Genomic DNA, 19,895 nt, shown 5'->3' on the forward strand with positions numbered 1-19,895 from the left:
TTCAGCCGGTCAGCGGCCGCAGCCGAAACACCCTGATCTCGCGGGGCGCGCACTTGGTTCGGTAGCGCTCGTAGCCGGTGTAGAAGTCGGTCGCGACGGCCCATGACCGGGCGCGGTCGTCGCCGGTGAGTAACTCGGCCCGGTATCGCCTGGGCGGTCCTTTGAACTCGACGGTGCATTCGGGGTGCGCCAGCAGGTTGGCGCTCCACCCGGGATGGTTGGCCCGCCCGTAGTTGGAGCCGATCGCCAAAAGCCCGTCGGAGTCTTCGAGGAATACCAGCGGCTGGGTGCGCGGCCGGCCGGACTTGGCACCGGTCGAGGTGAGCAGACCGACCTTGTTCCAGCCGACCGAGCTCAGCCGGCCGTTGGTGCGCGGGATCAGCGCCTTGTCGACGCGCGGCGCTACGTGAAGCGCAAACAGGTTACCCACCGGGCTGATCAAAGCGCGTTCCATCAGCGCCTCATCGAGCCGCAACCGCCGCCCGCGAATCGGGTTTTCCCGCCTCAGTGCCACGGCTAGACGGTACTCGATAGGTTGGACGGGGCAGTGGCCGCAGCGGCCTTCCGGACAACCTGCCAGACAAGGAGTGTCGCGATGAACGCTGTCAGTCCGGATGCGATTCGCGCGGAGACGATCACGATCACCGGGCACCGCGGCGATGAGATCGAGGCCTACCGGGCCATGCCGCTCGCCGAGGGGTCACGGGGTGGCATCGTCTGGATTCACCACATGCCGGGCTACGACCGCGAGACCAAGGAGTTCGTCCGCCGGCTCGCGGTCAACGGGTACCACACCGTGGCGCCCAACCTGTATTCCCGCGAGGCCCCGGGCGCCGAACCCGACGATGCCGCCGCTGCGGCCCGGGCAGCCGGTGGTGTCCCCGACGAACGCCTGGTCGGCGATGTCGCCGGCGCGGTGGAACACCTGCGCTCGCTGCCCGGGGCAAACGGCAGATTCGGCGTCATCGGGCACTGCTCGGGCGGGCGGCACGCCTACCTGGCGGCATGCTCGCTGCCGTTCGACGCCGCCGTGGACTGCTACGGCGCGTTCATCGTCGAGGACCCGCCGGAGGGGATGCCCAAGACCATGAAACCCATCCTGAACCTGGCGGCGAACCTGAGCTGCCCGCTGCTGGGGTTGTTCGGGGCCCAGGACCGGTTCCCGGCACCCGCTGGGGTGGCCGCACTGGATGCCGAGCTGACCAGGCTGGGCAAGCCGCACTCGTTCACCTCCTACGAGGGCGCGGGCCACGGGTTCTTTTCCGTCGACCGTCCGGCATACCGCGCGGAGGCGGCGCTGGACGGCTGGCGCCGCATCGACGAGTTCTTCGCTACGCACCTGAAAGGCTAGGTGTCCCAACGCATGTGCACTTACCTGACCGAACACCTGCAGATCGACGGCAGCGCCAAGGGCGCGACCGGGTGGTTCGGCGCCAGCCGGGCCACGGTGTATGTCGATCATCCGGTGCATGCCCGCTACGGCCACACGGTGAACATCGACGTGATCAACCCGGAGTTCGGCCCGTCCGCTCGGGTCGCGCTCGAACTCACCGAGGAAAGCGCGCTGGCGTTGGCCGACGCAATCCGCAAAGCGATCGCCCACGCGCCGGCCGGCCTGGCGTCCAAGGACCAGTAGGCGACAGATGGGCACCCAGCACGACTACCCGCAGATGGCGGCCGCGCGCGGACGCATCGAGCCGGCGCCGCGCCGCATCCGCGGCTTTCTTGACGGCGAACTGGTCTTCGACACCACCGCGGCCAGCTATGTGTGGGAATTGCCTTACTACCCAACGTATTACGTACCGATCGCCGATGTCCGCAGGGAATTCCTGCGCGACGAGGACCACCCCCAGAAAGTTCAGTTCGGTCCGTCGCGGTTGTATTCGCTGGTCGGCGCACACCGGACCCACCCGTCGGCCGCGCGGGTCTTCGACGCCGACGGCGACGGTCCGCTCGCGGGCACGGTGCGCTTCGACTGGGACCCGCTGCGGTGGTTCGAAGAGGACGAGCAAATCTATGGCCACCCGCGCAATCCGTACACCCGGGTGGACGCGCTGCGCTCGCACCGCCACGTCCGGGTGGAGTTGGACGGCGTCGTGCTCGCCGACACCCGGTCAGCGGTGCTGGTGTTCGAAACCGGTTTGCCGACCCGCTACTACAGCGACCCCACTGACGTCGCCTTCGAACACCTGGAACCCAGCTCGACGCGGACGCTGTGCCCGTACAAGGGAACGACATCGGGCTACTGGTCGGTGCGGGTCGGCGACACGATGCACCCTGACCTGGCATGGACCTACCAGTACCCGTTGCCGGCCGTCGCGGCCATCGCCGGCTTGGTGGCGTTTTACAACGAAAAGCTCGACATCATTGTCGACGGTGTCGCGCTATCGCGCCCACGCACCCAATTCGGCTGACGCGGGCCGCGGGAACCCGGCTTAGCGCATTGTGATATTCGCCTCTTTTGGTCGCGCAATATAAGAATTTCTTATCTAACGACTGCGTAATTGCTCGGGAACAAGTTAGCCATAAGACTGAATTTGCTGCCACAGCGGCCCGACGTGTTTGCTCTAGGGTGCTTTACCAAATGCCCGATTATGGCAGCCTGAGTTTAGCCTGAGGCCGCGGAGTGACCTGGGTAACAATGCTGAAATCGAAATCTTTTCGTCGATAATTCAACGGCTAGACTCTTGCGAACGCGGTCAATCAGTGCTTTTTGGTGCTGAATCCGGGTGGTCCCGGGCGGTCAGGTCGCACAGCGCAGTCGCGATGTCTGAAGCCCGCGCAACACAGCAAAGGCGGTGCCAACGTGAGCGATGTGAACGGCCAAAACACCGGCTGGGATGAGCGGGATAGCGCATACGTCCAGCTTTTCGGGTCCGGCGCCACACCCGATTTGCCGGCCGCGGTCGAGATCCGCGTGAACAACGGCCCCATCGCTGCCATGGCCATGAGCGCCGACGGCAGCCGGCTGCTGGTGACCAATTACCGCGACCACAGCGTGTCGGTCATCGACACCGACAGCTGCCGGGTGGGGGAGACCATCGCCGGCGTCAACGAGCCGTTCGCCATCGCCACCGCCAGCGCGCCGGCCGAACGGGCATACGTCAGCATCGTGTCGCCGGCCTACGACTCGATCGGCGTCATCGACGCGTCCACCAACACCCTTGCCGCCACCCACCCGCTGACGCTCAGCGTCAGCGACCTCACCGTCGACCCCGGCGGCAACTACGTCTACGCCAGCCGAAACGGCGCCCGCGGTGCCGACGTCGCCGTCCTGGACACCGCTACGGGCCGCGTCGAGGCCATCGAGGTCGCGACCGTCCCGGGCACCACCGCCCAGTGCGTGCGCATCAGCGCCGACGGGAGCCGGCTCTACGTCGGCATCAACGGTCCGTCCGGCGGCCAGCTGGTCGCCGTCGCGACCCGCCCGGAGCGCGACGCGGATCGCGGCGCCACCGGCCGCTCGCGCTGGCGCCGCAAGAACGCCAAGAGCCCCGAGAAGGCTGAGAAGCCGCAGCTGCGCGTCGTCGGCACTGTCGACATCGGCTCGGCCGTCCGCGATGTCGCGGTGAGTCCCGACGGCGCCATTGTCTACGTCGCCAGTTGCGGCGCCGACTTCGGCGCGGTCGTCGACGTCGTCGACAGCCGCGCCCGCAAGGTCACCGCCACCCGCAAGATCGACCAGATCGGTGGTTTGGTCACCCGCCTGACCCTGAGCGGTGATGGTGATCGGGCCTACCTGGTGAGCGAGGACCGGGTCACGGTGCTGGACACGCTCACCCAGGACATCGTCGGCACCGTCCGCGCCGACCAACCGTCCTGCGTGATCGAGAGCCGCGACGGCGGCCACCTGTACATCGCCGATTACACCGGCACGGTCACGATGGTGCCGGTCGCCGCGACCGTCCCGGGCGTCGACGACGCTGTTGAGTGCGGCGCGTCGACCGAGTGGATCATGCCCGAGCTGCTGCAGTACGAGGCGGCGCTGGCCTGACGGTCCTGCCCGGGCCCACTTCGGCCTGCATTGAACGCGGTTATCGGGGGAACCCGTTTCTCATGACTTGCCCGCGGCGATAGCATTCGCCCGACCAGACATGAGGCGGTGCTGCGCCGAGACCCGTAAGGCGGTACATCGATGTACAGCACGATGCAGGAATTCCCGCTGACCATCAGCGCGATCATGCGGCACGGCTGCGGTATCCATGGTTTGCGCGAGGTCGTCACGGCCAGCGATGACGGGTACCGGCATACCAGCTACCGCGAAGTCGGGCTACGCGCAGCCCAGCTGGCAAACGGACTGCGCCGCCTCGGGATCACCGGGGACCAGCGGGTGGCCACCTTCATGTGGAACAACACCGAACATCTGGTGGCCTACCTGGCCGTGCCGTCGATGGGCGCGGTGCTGCACACGCTGAACATCCGGCTGTTCGCCGAGCAGATCGTCTATGTGGCCAACGAGGCCGAAGACCAAGTCGTCCTGGTCGACCTGTCGCTGGCCAAACTCCTGGCTCCGGTCCTGCCCAAACTCGACACCGTGCACACCGTGATCGCCGTCGGCGACGGCGACACCGCGCCCTTACAGGAATCCGGCAAGACGGTGCTGCGCTACGCCGAGGTGATCGACGGCGAGTCGGCCGAATTCGACTGGCCGCAGCTGGACGAGCACTCCGCGGCGGCGATGTGCTACACCAGCGGCACCACCGGCAATCCCAAGGGCGTTGTGTACAGCCATCGTTCGAGTTTTCTGCACTCCATGGCGACCTGCACCACCAACGGCATTGGGGTCGGCTCCAGCGATCGGGTACTGCCGATCGTGCCGATGTTTCACGCCAACGCCTGGGGACTGCCGTATGCGGCGTTGATGGCCGGTGCGGACTTGGTGCTACCCGACCGGCATCTCGACGCGCGATCGCTCATCCACATGATCGAGAACCTGCGGCCCACCCTGGCCGGCGCGGTGCCGACAATCTGGAACGACGTCATGCATCACCTGGAGAAGGATCCCGGCCACGACGTGTCCTCGCTGCGGCTGGTGGCCTGCGGCGGCTCGGCGGTCCCGGAATCGCTGATGCGCACCTTCGAAGAAAAACACGGCGTCCAGATCCGCCAACTGTGGGGCATGACGGAGACCTCGCCGATGGCCACCATGGCATGGCCGCCGCCGGGAACCCCGGCGGATCGGTACTGGGCCATTCGGTCGACGCAGGGCCAGCCGGTGTGCGGGGTGGAGGCCAGGATCGTCGACGATAACGGCCAAGTGCTGCCCAATGACGGCAAAGCCGTGGGCGAGGTGGAAGTTCGCGGGCCGTGGATCACCGGTTCGTATTACCTGGGATATGACGAGTCGAAGTTCGACTCCGGGTGGCTGCGCACCGGCGACGTCGGCCGCATCGACGAACAGGGCTTCATCACGCTCACCGACCGCGCCAAGGACGTCATCAAGTCCGGCGGGGAATGGATTTCGTCGGTCGAACTGGAGAACTGTCTGATCGGCCATCCCGAGGTCGTCGAGGCCGCGGTGGTGGGCGTTCCCGACGAGCGCTGGCAGGAACGGCCGCTGGCGGTTGTCGTCACCCGCGAAGGGGTCGAGGTGAGTGCCGGGGATCTGCGGAAGTTCTTGGCGGACAAGGTAGCTCGGTGGTGGTTGCCCGAGCGATGGGCTTTCGCCGACGAGATTCCCCGTACCAGCGTGGGCAAATACGACAAGAAGACCATCCGCTCCCGCTACGGCGACGGTGTCTACGACGTCGTCGAGGTGCACAACTGAGCCCACCGGGGGCGCCACCCGCTGTGCGCGAGCAGTCATAGAATCGCATAGCCACGCGGCAAAACGTGCGATTGTGTGTCTGCTCGCGAGGAAGGTGAGTTCGAGGACATGAGTCTGCGGGTCATTCAATGGGCAACCGGGTCGGTGGGGGTCGCCGCGATCAAGGGCGTGCTCGAGCATCCAGAACTCGAATTGGCCGGCTGCTGGGTGCATTCCGAGGCCAAGAACGGCAAAGACGTCGGTGAGATCATCGGCACCGCACCGCTGGGAGTCGTCGCCACCAACAGCGTCGACGAAATCCTGGCCCTCGACGCCGACGCGGTGATCTACGCGCCGCTGCTGCCCAGCGTCGACGAGGTTGCGGCATTGCTGCGCTCGGGCAAGAACGTCGTCACTCCGGTCGGGTGGTTCTACCCGAGCGAGAAGGAAGCCGCACCACTCGAGGTTGCCGCGCAGGCCGGCAATGCGACCCTTCATGGCGCCGGTATCGGGCCCGGAGCGGCCACCGAGCTGTTTCCGTTGCTGCTGTCGGTGATGTCAACCGGCGTGACTTTTGTTCGCTCCGAGGAGTTTTCGGATCTGCGGAGCTACGGGGCACCGGATGTGCTGCGCTATGTCATGGGCTTCGGCGGCACCCCGGACAGTGCGCTGACCGGGCCGATGCAGAAACTGCTCGACGGCGGCTTCATGCAGTCGGTCCGGCTGTGTGTCGACCGGTTGGGTTTCGCCGCCGATCCCAAGATCCGCACATCGCAGGAAGTCGCCGTTGCGACCGCGCCGATAGACTCGCCGATCGGGATCATCGAACCGGGCCAGGTTGCCGGGCGCCGGTTTCATTGGGAAGCGCTCGTCGGGGACAAAGTGGTGGTCGAGATCACCGTCAACTGGTTGATGGGGTCCGAAAACCTTGATCCGCCATGGTCTTTCGGGCCGACGGGGGAACGCTACGAGATCGAGGTGCGCGGTAATCCCGACACCTTTGTCACCGTCAAGGGGTGGCAGCCGGACAGCGTGGCGGCCGGGCTGCAGAGCAACCCGGGCATCGTCGCCACCGCGGCGCACTGCGTCAACGCGATCCCCGCGACCTGCGCCGCCCCGGCGGGCATCCAGAGTTTCTTCGATCTGCCGTTGATCACCGCCCGGGCGGCACCGGAGTTGTCGCGGTGATCACCGGGCCGCACCGTGCTCGATATCGCGGTTAGAGTTATCCGGAAATCGGCCTCGGGACAAAGGGGATGGGCAACTGACACACTCTGTCGTAGTCGAGCAATCGCGGGCAATACCCGTCACTGTCGAGGACGCCTTCAGTCGCACGCTGCCGATAGCGCTGCCGGTGATCTGTTCGCGGTGGTACGGGGTGATCCCGCCGATCAAGGAGGTCCGGGAGCAAACCGGCGATTGGGATGCCGCGGGCCAAACCCGTGTCATCACCATGGTCGGCGGCGGCCTAGTGCGCGAGACGCTGACCAACGTCGACCCGCCGCGATCGTTCAGCTACACGCTCACCGACATCAAGGGCCCGCTGGCGCCGCTGGTCAGCCTGGTGGAAGGCAAGTGGAGCTTCGCGCCGGCGGGGACGGGAACCAGGGTCGCCTGGCAGTGGACCCTGCACCCCAAATCGGGCGTGACCGCACCGCTGCTGCCGCTGTTCGGCAGGATGTGGAAGGGCTACGCCCGCATCGTCCTCGAGAAACTCGCCGAGCAACTGGTGGGCTGAACGGCGCGGCTACTGCGCCGGAGCGGGCTCAGCCCAGAGTCGGGCCGTACACCTGCCGGCCGGCGAGAAACGTCGCCCGCACCTCGAGATCAGCGATCTCCTCGGGGGCGACGGTCCGCGGGTCTTGCGACAGCACGACCATGTCGGCGTACTTGCCGACCGCCAGCGAGCCGATCACGTCGTCGGCGAACAACTGCCACGCCGCGTCGAGCGTCTGGGCGCGGATCGCCTGGTCGACCGTCAACCGCTCCTCGGGGGCCAGCACCCGCCCGCTCGGCGCGGTACGGGTGGCCGCGACGCTGATGTTGCGCAGCGGTTCTTCGGGGGTGACCGGCGGATCATTGTGCAGCGAGATCCGCATACCGGCGGCGACGGCGGAACCGGCCGGCGCCCACTGCGACCCGCGCTCGGGTCCGAAAAGACCGTCGACCAGGATGTCGCCCCAGTAGTGGATCTGGTCGACGAACAGGCTGGCGGTGACGCCCAGCGCGGCGGCGCGCCGCAGCTGGTCCGGGCGCATCAGCGGGACGTGTTCCAGCCGTAGCCGGTGATCGGTTCGCGGGTGCTTGCGCAGTGCTTCCTCGTAGACGTCGAGGATGGTGTCGACTCCGGCGTCACCCATGACGTGACAGGCCATCGGCCATCCGAGCGGGAAGTAGGCGTCGACGATCTCGGTCAGCTGTTCGCGGCTGTAGTTGGCGTGGCCGCAGGAACCCGGCGCGATGCCCATGGCGCGGCTAGCGCCGGTGTCGAGATAGGGAGCCGACAAGTCGATGTTGCCCAACCACGGCGAGCCGTCGACCCAGATCTTGATGCCCACCTGACGCACCATGTCGTCGCCGTTGTCAGGGGTCATGTCGGTGGTCAGCGCGGCGGTGGAGATCTCGTAGGTGCGCAGCCGAACGGTCAGCTCACCCGCGTCGTTCAACTGGGCAAGCATCGGGCGAAAGGTGGGCTCGAACGCCATCTCCGAGCACGTCGTCAGGCCCGCCTGATTCAGCCGGGCGCACTCGGCGCGCAGCATGGCGGGGTAGTCGGCCGGGTTGATCGCCCCGGCGACCAGCGGCAACAACGCGGCGGTTTCCTCGGCGGTGCCGTCGAGATCGCCGTTGGCGTCGCGACCATAGTTGGCGCCCTTAGGGTTTGGCGTATCGCGGGTGATCCCGGCCTGCCTGGCGGCAGTCGAGTTGAAGTAGGCCTTGTGACACGAGTTGTGAAAGATGACCAGCGGGGTGTCGGCGGCCAGGTCGTCGAGCCAGCGCAGGGTCGGCTCCGGCAGCCCTGGTTGCAGCAGTGGATCCCAGCCGAACAGGTAGGCGCCTGTCGCACCCCGGGTGGCCACTTCCCGCCGAATCGCGCCGACCACGTCGTCCGCGTCGCGGACCGTGACCGGGCGGATGTCGACCATCCGGTTCGACAGCACCATGGACTCCAGCAGCGGGTGCCCGTGCGCCTCCACCAGGCCCGGCATGACACAGCCCGATCCGATGTCGACGACCGGCGTATCGGAGCCGACCCAGCCCTCGACATCCGACCAGTTGCCCACCGCGACGATCCGGCCGTCGTTGACGGCAAGGGCTTCGGCGGTAGGTCGGGCGTCGTCGACGGTCAATACCACACCGCGGATCACGAGGTCAGCAGCTGTCATGGGTGGCCTCCCACCTGATATGCCGTCGGCAACCGGGACGCCACCGAGCGCTAGCCCGTATTTGACCACACCGGATGACCGCCGTCATGACTGCCGGTGCGAGCCGGGCCGGCCCGGGGCCGGGTAACGTCGAGGCCATGTGCCGACTCTTTGGCCTGCATGCCGGGAATGAGGTTGCCACGGCGACTTTTTGGCTGCTGGATGCCCCCGACAGCCTGGCCCGGCAAAGCCGCAGAAACCCCGACGACACCGGCGTGGGGGTGTTCGACGAGTTCGGCCGGCCGCAGGTGCACAAAGAGCCGATGGCGGCCTGGCATGACGCCGCGTTCGCGACCGAGGCCCGCGAGCTGACCGGCACGACGTTCGTCGCTCACGTGCGCTACGCGACGACCGGTTCGCTCGATGTCCGCAACACCCACCCGTTCTTGCAGGACGGCCGGATGTTCGCGCACAACGGAGTGGTCGAGGGCCTGGACGTCATCGACGGACGACTCCGCGAGCTCGGCGCGGCGGATCTGGTGTTGGGCCAGACCGATTCGGAGCGGGTATTCGCGTTGATCACCGCTTCGATCCGCGCTCACGGCGGCGACCGGTCAGCCGGTCTGGTCGACGCCCTGCAATGGTTGGCCGCGAACGTGCCGATCTATGCCGTCAACGTGCTGCTCAGCACCGCCACCGACATGTGGGCGCTGCGTTATCCGGACTCTCATGAGCTCTATCTGCTGGACCGGCGCGATCCGTCGTTGTGTGGTCCGGAATTTCACCTGCGCAGCAACCGAATTCGGGCGTGGTCACCGCACCTGTGCACTCGGCCGTCGGTGGTTTTCGCCACCGAGCCGATGGACGAGGATCCGCGTTGGTCGTTGCTCGGCCCGGGCGAGTTGGTCCATGTCGACGCCGCGCTGCAGCTGACCCGCGATGTGGTGCTGCCGGATCCGCCCGGTCAGCTGCTGCGGCGGGCGGATCTGGGCTCGTCGGTGATGGCAGAGTAGGCCGAGGTGGTAGGCAGACGGGCGCTCGTGCTGGCCGGCGGCGGCCTGGCCGGAATCGCTTGGGAGACAGGCGTTCTCCTTGGTATCGCCGAGCAGTCGCCGGCGACGGCCCGGCTGTTGCTGGATTCGGACGTGCTGGTGGGGACATCGGCCGGATCGGCGGTGGCGGCGCAGATCAGCGGCGGTCGGCGCCTGGAAGACCTGTTCGATCTGCAGCTCGCCCAGACATCGGCCGAGATCGACCCGGGCGTCGACATCGACGCCATTACCGAGCTGTTCCTGCACTCCCTGCGGGAGCCGGGGGAGCGCGGGCCGCTGCAGCGGATCGGGGCCGTGGCGCTGGCGACCCACACCGTTCCCGAGCCAGTTCGCCGCGCGGTGATCGCCGAGCGGCTGCCGGTGCACGAGTGGCCGGACCGGGACCTGCGGATTACCGCGATCGACACCGCCACAGGCGAATTGATGGTCTTCGACCGCCACTCGGGTGTCGACCTCGTCGATGCGGTGGCCGCCAGCTGTGCGGTGCCGGGAGCCTGGCCGCCGGTGACGATCGCGGGCCGCCGGTACATGGACGGCGGCGTGGCCAGCTCGGTCAACCTCGGCGTTGCCGACGACTGTGGGGTGGCGGTGGTCTTGGTGCCGTCCGGCCCGGACTCGCCGTCCCCGTTCGGCCCGGGACCGGCCGCCGAGGTCGCGGCATTCCCGGGTACCGGAATCGCCGTGTTCGCCGACGAGGAGTCGCTGGCGGCGTTCGGGCCCAACCCGTTGGATCCGCGCTGCCGGGCAGGCTCGGCCATGGCGGGGCGAGAACAGGGCCGTCGGGAAGCGGCGGCCCTCGCCCGCTTCCTGGGCGGCTGATTCAGCTTTCGATCGCCGGAGGGGCCGGCTGCTCGTCGTCGGCTTCGAGGGCATCCAGGGCCCGCGCGGCCAAGGCCCGGCCGGTGGCGATCACCTCGACGGCCCGGTGGAATTCCAGGCTTCGGCAGGTCGCGCGGGGCACCTCGATCAGCAGGTCGGCGGGGTAGGTCGCCAGAGTGTGGCGGGCCAGCGCGGACTGGGCGATGTCGATCGTTCGGTTCATCACCTCGAAGCTGCCCATCCTGGGGACTTCGGGCGCCCCCTGATCGTCGGTGCCGTCGTCGGCGGCGCGCTCGTCCAGCTCCGCGTCGTCGGACCAGGAATCCGATTCTTGGGAACCCGCACCGAGCCGGCTCAGCACCGCTCGCGCCGTCGGCCGGTCAAGCAGTGCCCGGGCGGCGGTGGCGTCGAAGATCGCCGAGGTGCTGCGGACCACGCGGTTCAGCCATTCGGCGGTGACCCCGGGTTCGGAGCCGCGTGGTAGCCCCGCTTCGCTGCCGTTGAGGCTGACCGCGATGGTCAGATCGGCATTGACCGCGGCGATCGGCGCAATCGGCAGCGGATCCAGGATGCCGCCGTCGGCGAGCAGCCGCCCGTCGAGTTCGTGCGGGGCGATGACCCCGGGTATCGCGATCGACGCCCGGATCGCTTCGTCGAGAGGTCCGCGCTGAAACCACACCGACTTGCCCGCCAACAGGTCCGTCGCCACCGCCGTATAGGGGATCGGTAGTTGTTCGATGGTGACTGGGCCGAGGATGTCGCGCACCGCATCCAGGATCTTCTCGGCCCGCAGCACCCCGGCCGCGGTAATGGACGGGTCCAGCAGTCGCAGAATGGTGCGTTGCGTCAACGACTTGGCCCAGTCGGTGAACTCCTCCAGCCGCCCGGCCGCGTGCAGACCGCCGACCAGCGCCCCCATGGAGGAGCCGGCGATCCCGACGATGTCGTAGCCGCGCTCCCGCAGCGTCTGGATCACCCCGATGTGGGCGTAACCACGGGCGCCGCCGCTGCCGAGCGCCAACGCGACGCGACTGGGAGATGTTCCGCGCATCCGCACGGCTGTTGGCCCGGTCATCTGTTCATTCTGCGTGGCCGTCATGGCTCCCGGGGAACCGGTCGGCAGTTTCTTGCAGCCGTGATCGCAATTGCGCGACCGGCTGGAACATGGCTACCCGCATTCGTTGTTGGCCGCCGCGACCGCCGCCACGATCACCGCCGCCTGACGCGCCGGGGTCAGCTCCGCCCAGCGGATGTTCCAACTGCCGGCAACGCCGGATTGCGAGCCCTGCACCATCGCCAGATAGGGCTCGATCAGCCCGTCGCCGGTGATGGGCTGGGTCTGCATCCACACCTTGGCGGCATGGCAGGCCTGGAAGTATTCCTCCTCGGTCGACTCGGCGGGAACGTCGACCCGGGTCGTCACGCCGGTGGGCGAAACCCCGACAGCACCCGGCGGCAGCGAACTCGGCGCGGTCGGTGACAGCGCCGACGACCTGGCCGAAGACGACGACGCGGTGCTACCGCCGCCGGTATGCCAGCAGCCGGTGACGACCGCCACGCTCGCCGCGACAACCAGCGGCCCCCACAGGCAGGCGCACGCCAAGTCCCGAGGACGCGATCCGCGCATGGTGCCAATTTATGCAACACTGGCGGCCGTGATGAAGTGCGTCGGATTTTTCGAGTGTTGTCGGCCCTGACCTGCCGCCGATAACCCGATCCGTTTTCGCACTCTGGAGTCCCTCGCATGGCTATGCCTCTTTCCAGGCCACTTTCCAGGCCGCTACTCACCGCCCCTGCCGTTGCATCCCCGTTCCCCGGGCCCACCCGGCTGCGGGTGCCCGACCTGTTGCACGCCACCGACCAGGTTGCCGACGACGTGCTCAGCGGGCGCTACGACCACCTGCTGCCCCGGGGCGGCCTGCCCGAGACGGAGCGCTGGTTTGCCCGCGTTCACGGGGACGACGACCTGGATATCTGGCTGATCAGCTGGGTTCCCGGGCACGCCACCGAATTGCACGATCACGGCGGTTCGATCGGGGCGCTGACGGTGCTGTCCGGGTCGCTCAACGAATACCGGTGGGACGGGCGGCGGTTGCGGCGCCGTCGGCTCGATGCGGGCGATCAGGCCGGGTTCCCGCTGGGCTGGGTGCACGACGTGGTGTGGGCGCCGCGCACGGCGCCCGTTACCGAGCCGGCCACCGAGCCGCTGTCGACTCCCATGCCGCCGACGCTGAGCGTGCACGCGTATTCGCCGCCGCTGACGGCGATGTCGTATTACGAAGTCACCGAACGCAATACGCTGCGCCGCCGGCGCACCGAGTTGACCGACCAACCCGAAAAGTCGTGATGAGCCGGATCGATCGGATACTGGACGCCGCGCGCAGCCGGTATCCGCGCTTGCCCGCCGGGGAGGTGCCCGAGGTGTTGCGGCGCGGCGCGGTGCTCGTCGACATCCGGCCGCAGGCGCAGCGTGCCGTTGAAGGGGAGGTGCCGGGTGCGCTGGTGATCGAACGCAACGTCCTGGAATGGCGCTGTGACCCGACCAGCGATGCCCGGCTGCCGCAGGCCGTCGGCGACGACGTCGAGTGGGTGATTCTGTGCTCGGAGGGCTACACCTCCAGCCTGGCCGCGGCCGCGCTACTGGACCTCGGGCTGCACCGCGCCACCGACGTCATCGGCGGCTACCACGCGCTGGTGGCCGCCGGCGTACTGGCCGAGCTCGAACCTCTGGGCAGGTGCTAGCCTGACGAGCCGAGCGGCTTGGCGTTGGAGTGCAACACCGGCCGCAGGCGCTCGGTCATCTGGTGCGTCCAGCCGGGCGGCGACAGTATTGCGGCCCAGGCGTCGGCCGCGTCGGCGACGTAGTGGTGCCCGTGCCCGGGCGGCACCTCCACCGCCACCGCCATGTCGGCGGTGACTTGCAGGAACGTCACCACCGGGATCCAGCGGGTCTGCGGCAGCACGTCGTAGCCGCGCGGTTCGCTCAGCCAGTCGGGTTTCTTGAACAACAGGTCGGGCGTCCACCACGCGATCGGATCCGAGGCGTGCTGCAGATAGACCACCCGTGGCCGCCCCCAGGGTTCGTCGGGGCGTTGCAGATCACTCGGGCGCGCGACGAACCGCACATTGGCGCCGTGGTGATAAATCGGCAGCCACTGCGGTGAACCGGGATCGCGAGTCGAAGTCAAGTCGTTCCAAATGGTGTTGTTGAAGGTCGGGCCGCTGAACAAGGCGCCGTCGGTGCGGGCGAGGACATTGTCGAGGGTCATGAACGGCGCCTCGCCGCCGAAGGATCCGAGGCTCTCACCGAACACCACCAGCTTGGGACGCTTGAATTCCGGCATCTGCCGGATCAACCTGTCGACCGCCTCGAACAGGGCCTGCCCGGCATGGCGGGCGTTCTCCTTGTCCACCAGGAACGACAACCAGCTCGGCAGGTACGAGTACTGCATGCTCACGATCGCGGTGTTGCCGTTGTAGATGTACTCCAGCGCGTCGGCTTCGGCCTCGTTGATCCAGCCGGTGCCGGTCGTGGTGGCGACGGCGACGACAGCGCGTTGCAGACCGCCGGTGCGCTGCAATTCGCGCGCCGCCAGCTCGGCGGTCTCGGTAATTCCGTTCGCCGAGTCCAGGCCGGCGTATGCCCGGATGGGCTCGGTCGCCGGGGTTCCGTTGAACTTGGTCAGGTCGGCGACGTTCGGACCGGCCTCGACGAAGATGCGGCCCTGGTGACCCAGCGAGTCCCACGACACCAGCGACTGCGGGCCGCCCGATCGCAGCGACGTCTTCGGCGGCGCGGTATTGGAGCTCATCTCGTCGTTGACCGAGGCAAAAGTGCTGTTCATGGAGTGCATCGCGAACTTGAGCACGACACCGTTGAGCAGCGTTATCGTCAGCGCCACCAGCAGGACCACCACGATGGTCGCCGACACCCGGAACGGCGCGATCCGGTCGACTTGCCGCACCAGGAAACCGACCAGCCGCCGGATGAACTGGCCGATTTCGACAAGGGTGAACAACGCGATCAGCGATACGGCCGCAGCCAGCGGGTAGTCGTACCACTTCAGGTGCTCGACACCCATCAGGTCGCGCACGTCGTCCTGCCAGACGTGGAACCAGATCGCCATCAGGACCATGCCGACCGCGCCGACCGCGATCAGCGGCAGCCACACCCAGCGCGGTGGTGGCGGACTGGAATTCTGCGAACGCATGTACCGGACCAGCCAGACCGTGAAGACGCCCAGGCCATACCCGATGGCGCCGGAGATGCCGCTGACCAGACCTTGGTAGAGCGGACCGCGCGGCAGCAGTGACGGCGTCATGGAGAACCACAGGAAAATCAACCCGAGCGCGGTGCCGGTGAAGGTGTAGTGGCGTATCCACCATGCCTTGCGAACCGTTTGCGGCTCAGGTGTTTTCGCGACCGGGACGGCGGACGACTCGGCGCCGGCGGCTTTCGGTTCCGTGCCGGTGTCGGTGCTCGTCGCAGAATGCGGTTCGGTCATCGGTGGGTGAAATGAGGCGGCCGCTTCTCGATGAAGGCCGCCATGCCTTCCGATTGATCGTCGGTGGCAAAGGTGGAATGGAAGAGCCGGCGTTCGTAGAGTAATCCTTCGGCCAGAGTCGATTCGAAGGCTCGGTTGACGGCCTCTTTGGCCATCCGGGTCGCCGACCGTGACAGCTGCGAGATGGTGGTGGCGACGGTCTTGGCCTCGGTCAGCAGGTCTTCGGCCGGCACCACCCGCGAGACCAGCCCGCTGCGCTCGGCCTCGGCGGCGTCGATGGTGCGTCCGGTCAGGATGAGGTCCATGGCCTTGGCTTTGCCGATGGCCCGGGTCAACCGCTGCGAGCCGCCCATGCCGGGCAGTACGCCGAGCTTGATCTCCGGCTGGCCGAACTTGGCGGTATCGGCGGCGATCAGCAGGTCGCACATCATGGCCAGCTCGCAGCCGCCGCCCAGCGCGTATCCGGCCACCGCGGCGATCGTCGGGGTACGCACGGCGGCGAGTTTGCCCCAGGCAGCGAAGAAATCGGCATCGAACGCGTCGGCGAACGTCAACCCGGCCATTTCCTTGATGTCGGCGCCCGCGGCGAACGCCTTGGCGGAGCCGGTGATGACGATCGCCCCGATGCCTGGGTCGTTGTCCAATTCCATTGCCGCGCTGGTGACTTCGTTCATCACCTGGCTGTTGAGCGCATTCAGTGCCTGCGGCCGGTTCAGCGTGATGGTGCCCACCCGCTCGTCGCGCTCGACCAGAATCGTTTCGTATCCCATGGATTGCCTTCCTAGAAGCTCAAGTCGTCATCGACCGGCTCGAAATACGCTGTCACGTCGGCCTTGGTGATCTCGGCCAGTGCCGCCGGCGACCATTTCGGCTTGCGGTCCTTGTCGATCAGTTGGGCGCGGATGCCTTCCACCAGATCGTGGGAGCGAAGCGACGCCGATGACACCCGATAGTCTTGGACCAGAACGTCTTCCAGCGTTTCCATGGTGGCGGCGCGGCGTACTGCCTCCAGCGTCACCGACAGCGCGATAGGGGAGCGGGTGGCGATCAGCTCGGCGGCGTCGTTAGCCGGTTGTGCACCATGATCCCGCAGCTTGGCGACGATCTCGGCGACGGTATCGCCGGTGTAGCACTCGTCGATCCAATCGCGTTGTGCGGCAAGCTCACTGGGTGGAGGGTCGACGGTGTAGTGGGCAAGTGCGCTCGCCACGCCATCGGAGGTGATCGCGGCGCGGAACGCGTCGAGGTCGGCGTGCGGCACGTAGTGGTCGGCAAAGCCCATCGCGATGGCGTCGGCTCCAGAAAACGGCGCTCCGGTCAGCGCGGCGTGCAAACCCAGCGCGCCCGGCGCCCGGGACAGCAGATACACCCCACCCACGTCGGGGATGAACCCGATGCCGACCTCGGGCATCGCGACCTTGGAAGTGTCGGTGACCACCCTGACGTCGCCGTGGGCGCTGACGCCCACGCCGCCCCCCATCACGATGCCGTCCATCAGCGCCGCGTACGGCTTGGAGAATCGGCCGATCTGGCCGTTCATCAAATACTCGGCGCGCCAGAACCGCCGCGCCTCGACCCCGTCCTTGCGGGCGCTGTGGTAAACCGCGACGACGTCGCCGCCCGCGCACAATCCGCGTTCGCCGGCCCCCGAGAGCACCACGGCACGGATTGCGTCGTCGCGTTCCCAACGAATGAGCACCGTCCTCAGCAGGTCCACCATCGTTTGGTTCAGCGAATTGATCGCCTTCGGGCGGTTGAGCGTAATCAAGCCGACGCCACCGTCGACGCGGGTCAGAACTTCGTCGGATTCGCCAGTCACGGCCGCAGTCACGCCCTAGTCTCCCCTCGCAGGAATCCGTCCCAAGTCTGCCCATGAGTTTGACGAGCAATCTAGATCGTGACTCGCCCCGGGGTGCCCGCGGGGCTAAGGTTTATCTTGAGCCGGACGACAAAACAGCAGCTCCGCTGGGAACCCGGGCGGGCCACTGATCGTTGAGCAGGTGTTCGCACAACTCGAAGCTGAAGTCCGAAGCTTCCGAAGCTGTAGTCATATGTGGAGCCACAAGAGAGGATCCGACGGTGCGGGAGACAAGTAACCCGGTATTTCGTTCGCTGCCGAAGCAGAGGGGCGGATACGCACAATTCGGTCCGGGCCTGGCCCAGCCGGGATACGCGGCCGACCCTTACCCTGCTCCCTACCAGGAAACCCGGGCTGCGCGCCCGCTGACCATTGACGACGTCGTCACCAAGACCGGCCTGACCTTGGCCACGCTGACCGCCAGCGCCGTGGTCTCCTACTTCCTGGTCGCCCAGAACCTCAACCTCGCGATGCCGCTGACCCTGATCGGCGCGCTCGGCGGGTTGGCGCTGGTGCTGGTGGCCACCTTCGGTCGCAAACAGGACAACCCGGCGATCGTGCTCACCTACGCCGGACTCGAAGGCCTGTTCCTGGGAGCCTTCTCGTTCGTCATGGCCAACTTCTCGGTGGGCTCGGCCAATGCCGGAATGCTCATCGGAGAAGCCGTCCTGGGCACTCTGGGCGTGTTCTTCGGCATGCTCATCGTGTACAAGACCGGGGCCATTCGGGTGACGCCCAAGTTCACCCGGATGGTGGTCGCTGCCCTCTTCGGCGTGCTGTTCCTGATGCTCGGCAACTTCGTGTTGGCGATGTTCGGTGTCGGCGGCGGAACGGGCCTGGGCCTGCGCAGTGGCGGACCGTTGGCGATCATCTTCTCGCTGGTCGTCATTGCTATCGCGGCGTTCAGCTTCTTGATCGACTTCGACGCGGCCGACCAGATGATCCGCGCGGGAGCGCCGGATAAGGCGGCATGGGGTATTGCCCTCGGCCTGACCGTCACGCTGGTCTGGCTCTACATCGAGATCCTGCGCCTGCTCAGCTATCTGCAGAACGACTAGTTCGGTCAGTAAAAGCCGGCACGTACGTGCCGGCTTTTTGCTGCGCTGGTGCCGGTGGTGTCGAGTGTGCGGTGGTGGTGTCGAGTGTGCGGTGGTGGTGGTGCCGGTCGGCGTGTCTTCGCCCTAGACGCACGGTGAACGCCCAGGACGCACACTCGACCCCGCCAGGACGCACGCTCGATCGGCTGGCCGGAGCGGCGTGTCAGCTCAGCCGCTCGATCACCATCGCCATGCCCTGGCCGCCGCCCACGCACATCGTCTCCAGACCGAATGTCTTGTCGTGGGTCTGCAGGTTGTTCAGCAGCGTGGTGGTGATGCGCGCGCCGGTCATGCCGAACGGGTGTCCCAGGGCGATCGCTCCGCCCGAGACGTTCAGCTTGTCCTCGTCGATGCCCAGCTCGCGGGCCGATCCCAGCACCTGCACGGCGAAGGCTTCGTTGATCTCGACCAGATCGATGTCGTTGATCGACATGCCGGCTCGTTCGAGTGCCTTCTTGCAAGCCTCGATCGGGCCGAGGCCCATGATCTCCGGGGACAGACCGCTGACGCCGGTGGACACGATGCGCGCCAAGGGGGTCAGGCCGAGTTCCTTGGCCTTGGTGTCGCTGGTGATCACCACCGCGGCGGCGCCGTCGTTGAGTGGGCAGGCGTTCCCGGCGGTCACGGTGCCGTTTGGCCGGAAAACCGGCTTGAGCTCGCTCACCTTCTCGTAGGTGGTGCCGGGCCGGGGGCCGTCGTCAGCGCTGACCGTGGTGCCGTCCGGGAGCGTGACCGGGGTGATCTCGCGCTGAAAGAAGCCGCTCTTGATCGCCTCCTCGGCGCGGTTCTGGCTGCGTACTCCCCAGTGGTCCTGGTCTTCGCGTGAGATGCCGGTGAGGATTGCGACGTTTTCTGCGGTCTGGCCCATCGCGATATAGACGTCGGGCAGCTTGCCGTCGGCGCGGGGGTCGTGCCATTCGTCGGCCCCGGCGGCGGCAGCAGTGGAGCGTTCCTGAGCCTCGTCGAAGATCGGGTTCTTGGTGTCCGGCCAGGAGTCGGAGTTGCCCTTACCGAACCGGGAAACTGTCTCCACCCCCGCGGAGATGAATGCGTCGCCTTCGCCGGCCTTGATCGCGTGGAAGGCCATTCGGGTGGTCTGCAGCGACGACGAGCAGTACCGGTTGACCGTGGTGCCCGGCAGGAAGTCATAGCCGAGCGCAACAGCGACGACGCGCGCGATGTTGAAGCCCGACTCGCCGCCCGGCAGACCACAGCCCATGATCAGGTCGTCGATCTGGTGTGGGTTCAGCGCGGGCACCTTGTCCAGGGCGGCACGGACCATCTGCACGGCCAGGTCGTCGGGCCGCATGGTGACCAGTGAGCCTTTCATGGCGCGGCCGATAGGCGAGCGGGCGGTTGAGACGATGACGGCTTCCGGCATGACGGGCTCCCTCCATTGGGGTGTGCGAAGCCGAATTTAGCCTGGCGACGATGCGGCCCGCGAAGCGGGGCG

General features: G+C 67.2%; 20 protein-coding genes. 12 read left to right on the forward strand and 8 right to left on the reverse strand.

The window, feature by feature from the left end; translation table 11 throughout:
- Position 1 precedes the first annotated feature (1 nt).
- Positions 2-514 (reverse strand): nitroreductase family deazaflavin-dependent oxidoreductase, encoded by a 513-nt coding sequence (locus CDN38_RS19615; protein ID WP_233026952.1) that lies wholly within the window; start codon positions 512-514, stop codon positions 2-4.
- Positions 515-595: 81 nt separating this feature from the next.
- On the opposite strand from CDN38_RS19615, the gene CDN38_RS19620 reads away from it, so the two are divergent.
- The 7 genes from CDN38_RS19620 (at position 596) to CDN38_RS19650 (ending at position 7,484) form a co-directional block, all read left to right on the forward strand.
- Complete coding sequence (locus CDN38_RS19620) at positions 596-1,351, forward strand: dienelactone hydrolase family protein (protein ID WP_075509914.1); 756 nt, start codon at positions 596-598, stop codon at positions 1,349-1,351.
- A 12-nt stretch (positions 1,352-1,363) separates the two neighbouring features.
- On the forward strand, positions 1,364-1,636 hold the full coding sequence (locus CDN38_RS19625; RefSeq protein WP_075509935.1) for a DUF6295 family protein: 273 nt from the start codon (positions 1,364-1,366) through the stop codon (positions 1,634-1,636).
- A gap of 7 nt (positions 1,637-1,643) precedes the next feature.
- Positions 1,644-2,414, forward strand: coding sequence for a DUF427 domain-containing protein (locus CDN38_RS19630; protein ID WP_075509913.1), 771 nt, complete (start codon positions 1,644-1,646; stop codon positions 2,412-2,414).
- Between the two features lie 392 nt (positions 2,415-2,806).
- Positions 2,807-3,994, forward strand: a complete 1,188-nt coding sequence (locus CDN38_RS19635; RefSeq protein WP_075509912.1) for a YncE family protein — start codon at positions 2,807-2,809, stop codon at positions 3,992-3,994.
- 141 nt (positions 3,995-4,135) lie between these two features.
- Positions 4,136-5,767, forward strand: coding sequence for a long-chain fatty acid--CoA ligase (locus CDN38_RS19640; RefSeq protein ID WP_075509911.1), 1,632 nt, complete (start codon positions 4,136-4,138; stop codon positions 5,765-5,767).
- A 108-nt stretch (positions 5,768-5,875) separates the two neighbouring features.
- Complete coding sequence (locus CDN38_RS19645; protein WP_075509910.1) at positions 5,876-6,934, forward strand: NAD(P)H-dependent amine dehydrogenase family protein; 1,059 nt, start codon at positions 5,876-5,878, stop codon at positions 6,932-6,934.
- Positions 6,935-7,010: 76 nt separating this feature from the next.
- Complete coding sequence (locus CDN38_RS19650; RefSeq protein WP_075509909.1) at positions 7,011-7,484, forward strand: SRPBCC family protein; 474 nt, start codon at positions 7,011-7,013, stop codon at positions 7,482-7,484.
- A 28-nt stretch (positions 7,485-7,512) separates the two neighbouring features.
- Here the strand turns inward: CDN38_RS19650 and CDN38_RS19655 are convergent, their stop codons facing one another.
- On the reverse strand, positions 7,513-9,132 hold the full coding sequence (locus CDN38_RS19655; RefSeq protein ID WP_075509908.1) for an amidohydrolase: 1,620 nt from the start codon (positions 9,130-9,132) through the stop codon (positions 7,513-7,515).
- A gap of 137 nt (positions 9,133-9,269) precedes the next feature.
- Here CDN38_RS19655 and CDN38_RS19660 point away from each other — a divergent pair, with 137 nt between their 5' ends.
- Together CDN38_RS19660 and CDN38_RS19665 are read left to right on the forward strand one after the other, a co-directional pair.
- On the forward strand, positions 9,270-10,124 hold the full coding sequence (locus CDN38_RS19660) for a class II glutamine amidotransferase (RefSeq protein WP_075509934.1): 855 nt from the start codon (positions 9,270-9,272) through the stop codon (positions 10,122-10,124).
- Positions 10,125-10,130: 6 nt separating this feature from the next.
- Positions 10,131-10,982, forward strand: coding sequence for a patatin-like phospholipase family protein (locus tag CDN38_RS19665; RefSeq protein WP_075509907.1), 852 nt, complete (start codon positions 10,131-10,133; stop codon positions 10,980-10,982).
- 1 nt (position 10,983) lies between these two features.
- On the opposite strand, the gene CDN38_RS19670 is transcribed toward CDN38_RS19665, so the two are convergent.
- Positions 10,984-12,057, reverse strand: a complete 1,074-nt coding sequence (locus CDN38_RS19670) for a patatin family protein (RefSeq protein ID WP_075509933.1) — start codon at positions 12,055-12,057, stop codon at positions 10,984-10,986.
- 93 nt (positions 12,058-12,150) lie between these two features.
- Positions 12,151-12,609, reverse strand: coding sequence for a lipoprotein LpqV (locus CDN38_RS19675; RefSeq protein ID WP_075509906.1), 459 nt, complete (start codon positions 12,607-12,609; stop codon positions 12,151-12,153).
- Positions 12,610-12,732: 123 nt separating this feature from the next.
- Here CDN38_RS19675 and CDN38_RS19680 point away from each other — a divergent pair, with 123 nt between their 5' ends.
- Both CDN38_RS19680 and CDN38_RS19685 read left to right on the forward strand, forming a co-directional pair.
- On the forward strand, positions 12,733-13,329 hold the full coding sequence (locus CDN38_RS19680) for a cysteine dioxygenase (RefSeq protein ID WP_082277026.1): 597 nt from the start codon (positions 12,733-12,735) through the stop codon (positions 13,327-13,329).
- Positions 13,329-13,724: a rhodanese-like domain-containing protein gene (locus CDN38_RS19685; protein WP_075509904.1), complete on the forward strand. Its 396-nt coding sequence runs from the start codon at positions 13,329-13,331 to the stop codon at positions 13,722-13,724. The genes CDN38_RS19680 and CDN38_RS19685 overlap by 1 nt, the downstream gene beginning before the upstream one ends.
- Here the strand turns inward: CDN38_RS19685 and CDN38_RS19690 are convergent.
- The 3 genes from CDN38_RS19690 to CDN38_RS19700 are packed head-to-tail and all read right to left on the reverse strand — an operon-like array spanning position 13,721 to position 17,306.
- Positions 13,721-15,487, reverse strand: a complete 1,767-nt coding sequence (locus CDN38_RS19690) for an alpha/beta hydrolase (protein ID WP_075509903.1) — start codon at positions 15,485-15,487, stop codon at positions 13,721-13,723. The genes CDN38_RS19685 and CDN38_RS19690 overlap by 4 nt on opposite strands.
- Positions 15,484-16,257, reverse strand: coding sequence for an enoyl-CoA hydratase (locus CDN38_RS19695; protein WP_075509902.1), 774 nt, complete (start codon positions 16,255-16,257; stop codon positions 15,484-15,486). Before CDN38_RS19695 ends, CDN38_RS19690 begins: the two co-directional genes overlap by 4 nt.
- An 11-nt stretch (positions 16,258-16,268) precedes the next feature.
- Positions 16,269-17,306 (reverse strand): enoyl-CoA hydratase/isomerase family protein, encoded by a 1,038-nt coding sequence (locus CDN38_RS19700; protein WP_099319437.1) that lies wholly within the window; start codon positions 17,304-17,306, stop codon positions 16,269-16,271.
- Positions 17,307-17,566: 260 nt separating this feature from the next.
- Between CDN38_RS19700 and CDN38_RS19705 the strand changes: the two genes are divergently transcribed.
- Positions 17,567-18,403, forward strand: coding sequence for a Bax inhibitor-1/YccA family protein (locus tag CDN38_RS19705; protein WP_075509901.1), 837 nt, complete (start codon positions 17,567-17,569; stop codon positions 18,401-18,403).
- A 202-nt stretch (positions 18,404-18,605) separates the two neighbouring features.
- Here the strand turns inward: CDN38_RS19705 and CDN38_RS19710 are convergent, their stop codons facing one another.
- Complete coding sequence (locus CDN38_RS19710) at positions 18,606-19,823, reverse strand: acetyl-CoA C-acetyltransferase (protein WP_075509900.1); 1,218 nt, start codon at positions 19,821-19,823, stop codon at positions 18,606-18,608.
- Positions 19,824-19,895: the final 72 nt, after the last annotated feature.

Origin of the sequence: Mycobacterium ostraviense, assembly GCF_002705925.1 — a bacterium.
In the GTDB taxonomy this organism is placed as follows: domain Bacteria; phylum Actinomycetota; class Actinomycetes; order Mycobacteriales; family Mycobacteriaceae; genus Mycobacterium; species Mycobacterium ostraviense.

Excerpts from the sequence above, each read along its gene's own strand:
- CDN38_RS19620 (WP_075509914.1), top strand. The coding sequence starts at position 596 with ATGAACGCTGTCAGTCCGGATGCGATTCGCGCGGAGACGATCACGATC.
- CDN38_RS19625 (WP_075509935.1), top strand. The coding sequence starts at position 1,364 with ATGTGCACTTACCTGACCGAACACCTGCAGATCGACGGCAGCGCCAAG.
- CDN38_RS19630 (WP_075509913.1), top strand. The coding sequence starts at position 1,644 with ATGGGCACCCAGCACGACTACCCGCAGATGGCGGCCGCGCGCGGACGC.
- CDN38_RS19640 (WP_075509911.1), top strand. The coding sequence starts at position 4,136 with ATGTACAGCACGATGCAGGAATTCCCGCTGACCATCAGCGCGATCATG.
- CDN38_RS19645 (WP_075509910.1), top strand. The coding sequence starts at position 5,876 with ATGAGTCTGCGGGTCATTCAATGGGCAACCGGGTCGGTGGGGGTCGCC.
- CDN38_RS19655 (WP_075509908.1), bottom strand. The coding sequence starts at position 9,132 with ATGACAGCTGCTGACCTCGTGATCCGCGGTGTGGTATTGACCGTCGAC.
- CDN38_RS19660 (WP_075509934.1), top strand. The coding sequence starts at position 9,270 with ATGTGCCGACTCTTTGGCCTGCATGCCGGGAATGAGGTTGCCACGGCG.
- CDN38_RS19670 (WP_075509933.1), bottom strand. The coding sequence starts at position 12,057 with ATGACCGGGCCAACAGCCGTGCGGATGCGCGGAACATCTCCCAGTCGC.
- CDN38_RS19675 (WP_075509906.1), bottom strand. The coding sequence starts at position 12,609 with ATGCGCGGATCGCGTCCTCGGGACTTGGCGTGCGCCTGCCTGTGGGGG.
- CDN38_RS19680 (WP_082277026.1), top strand. The coding sequence starts at position 12,733 with ATGCCTCTTTCCAGGCCACTTTCCAGGCCGCTACTCACCGCCCCTGCC.
- CDN38_RS19685 (WP_075509904.1), top strand. The coding sequence starts at position 13,329 with ATGAGCCGGATCGATCGGATACTGGACGCCGCGCGCAGCCGGTATCCG.
- CDN38_RS19690 (WP_075509903.1), bottom strand. The coding sequence starts at position 15,487 with ATGACCGAACCGCATTCTGCGACGAGCACCGACACCGGCACGGAACCG.
- CDN38_RS19695 (WP_075509902.1), bottom strand. The coding sequence starts at position 16,257 with ATGGGATACGAAACGATTCTGGTCGAGCGCGACGAGCGGGTGGGCACC.
- CDN38_RS19710 (WP_075509900.1), bottom strand. The coding sequence starts at position 19,823 with ATGCCGGAAGCCGTCATCGTCTCAACCGCCCGCTCGCCTATCGGCCGC.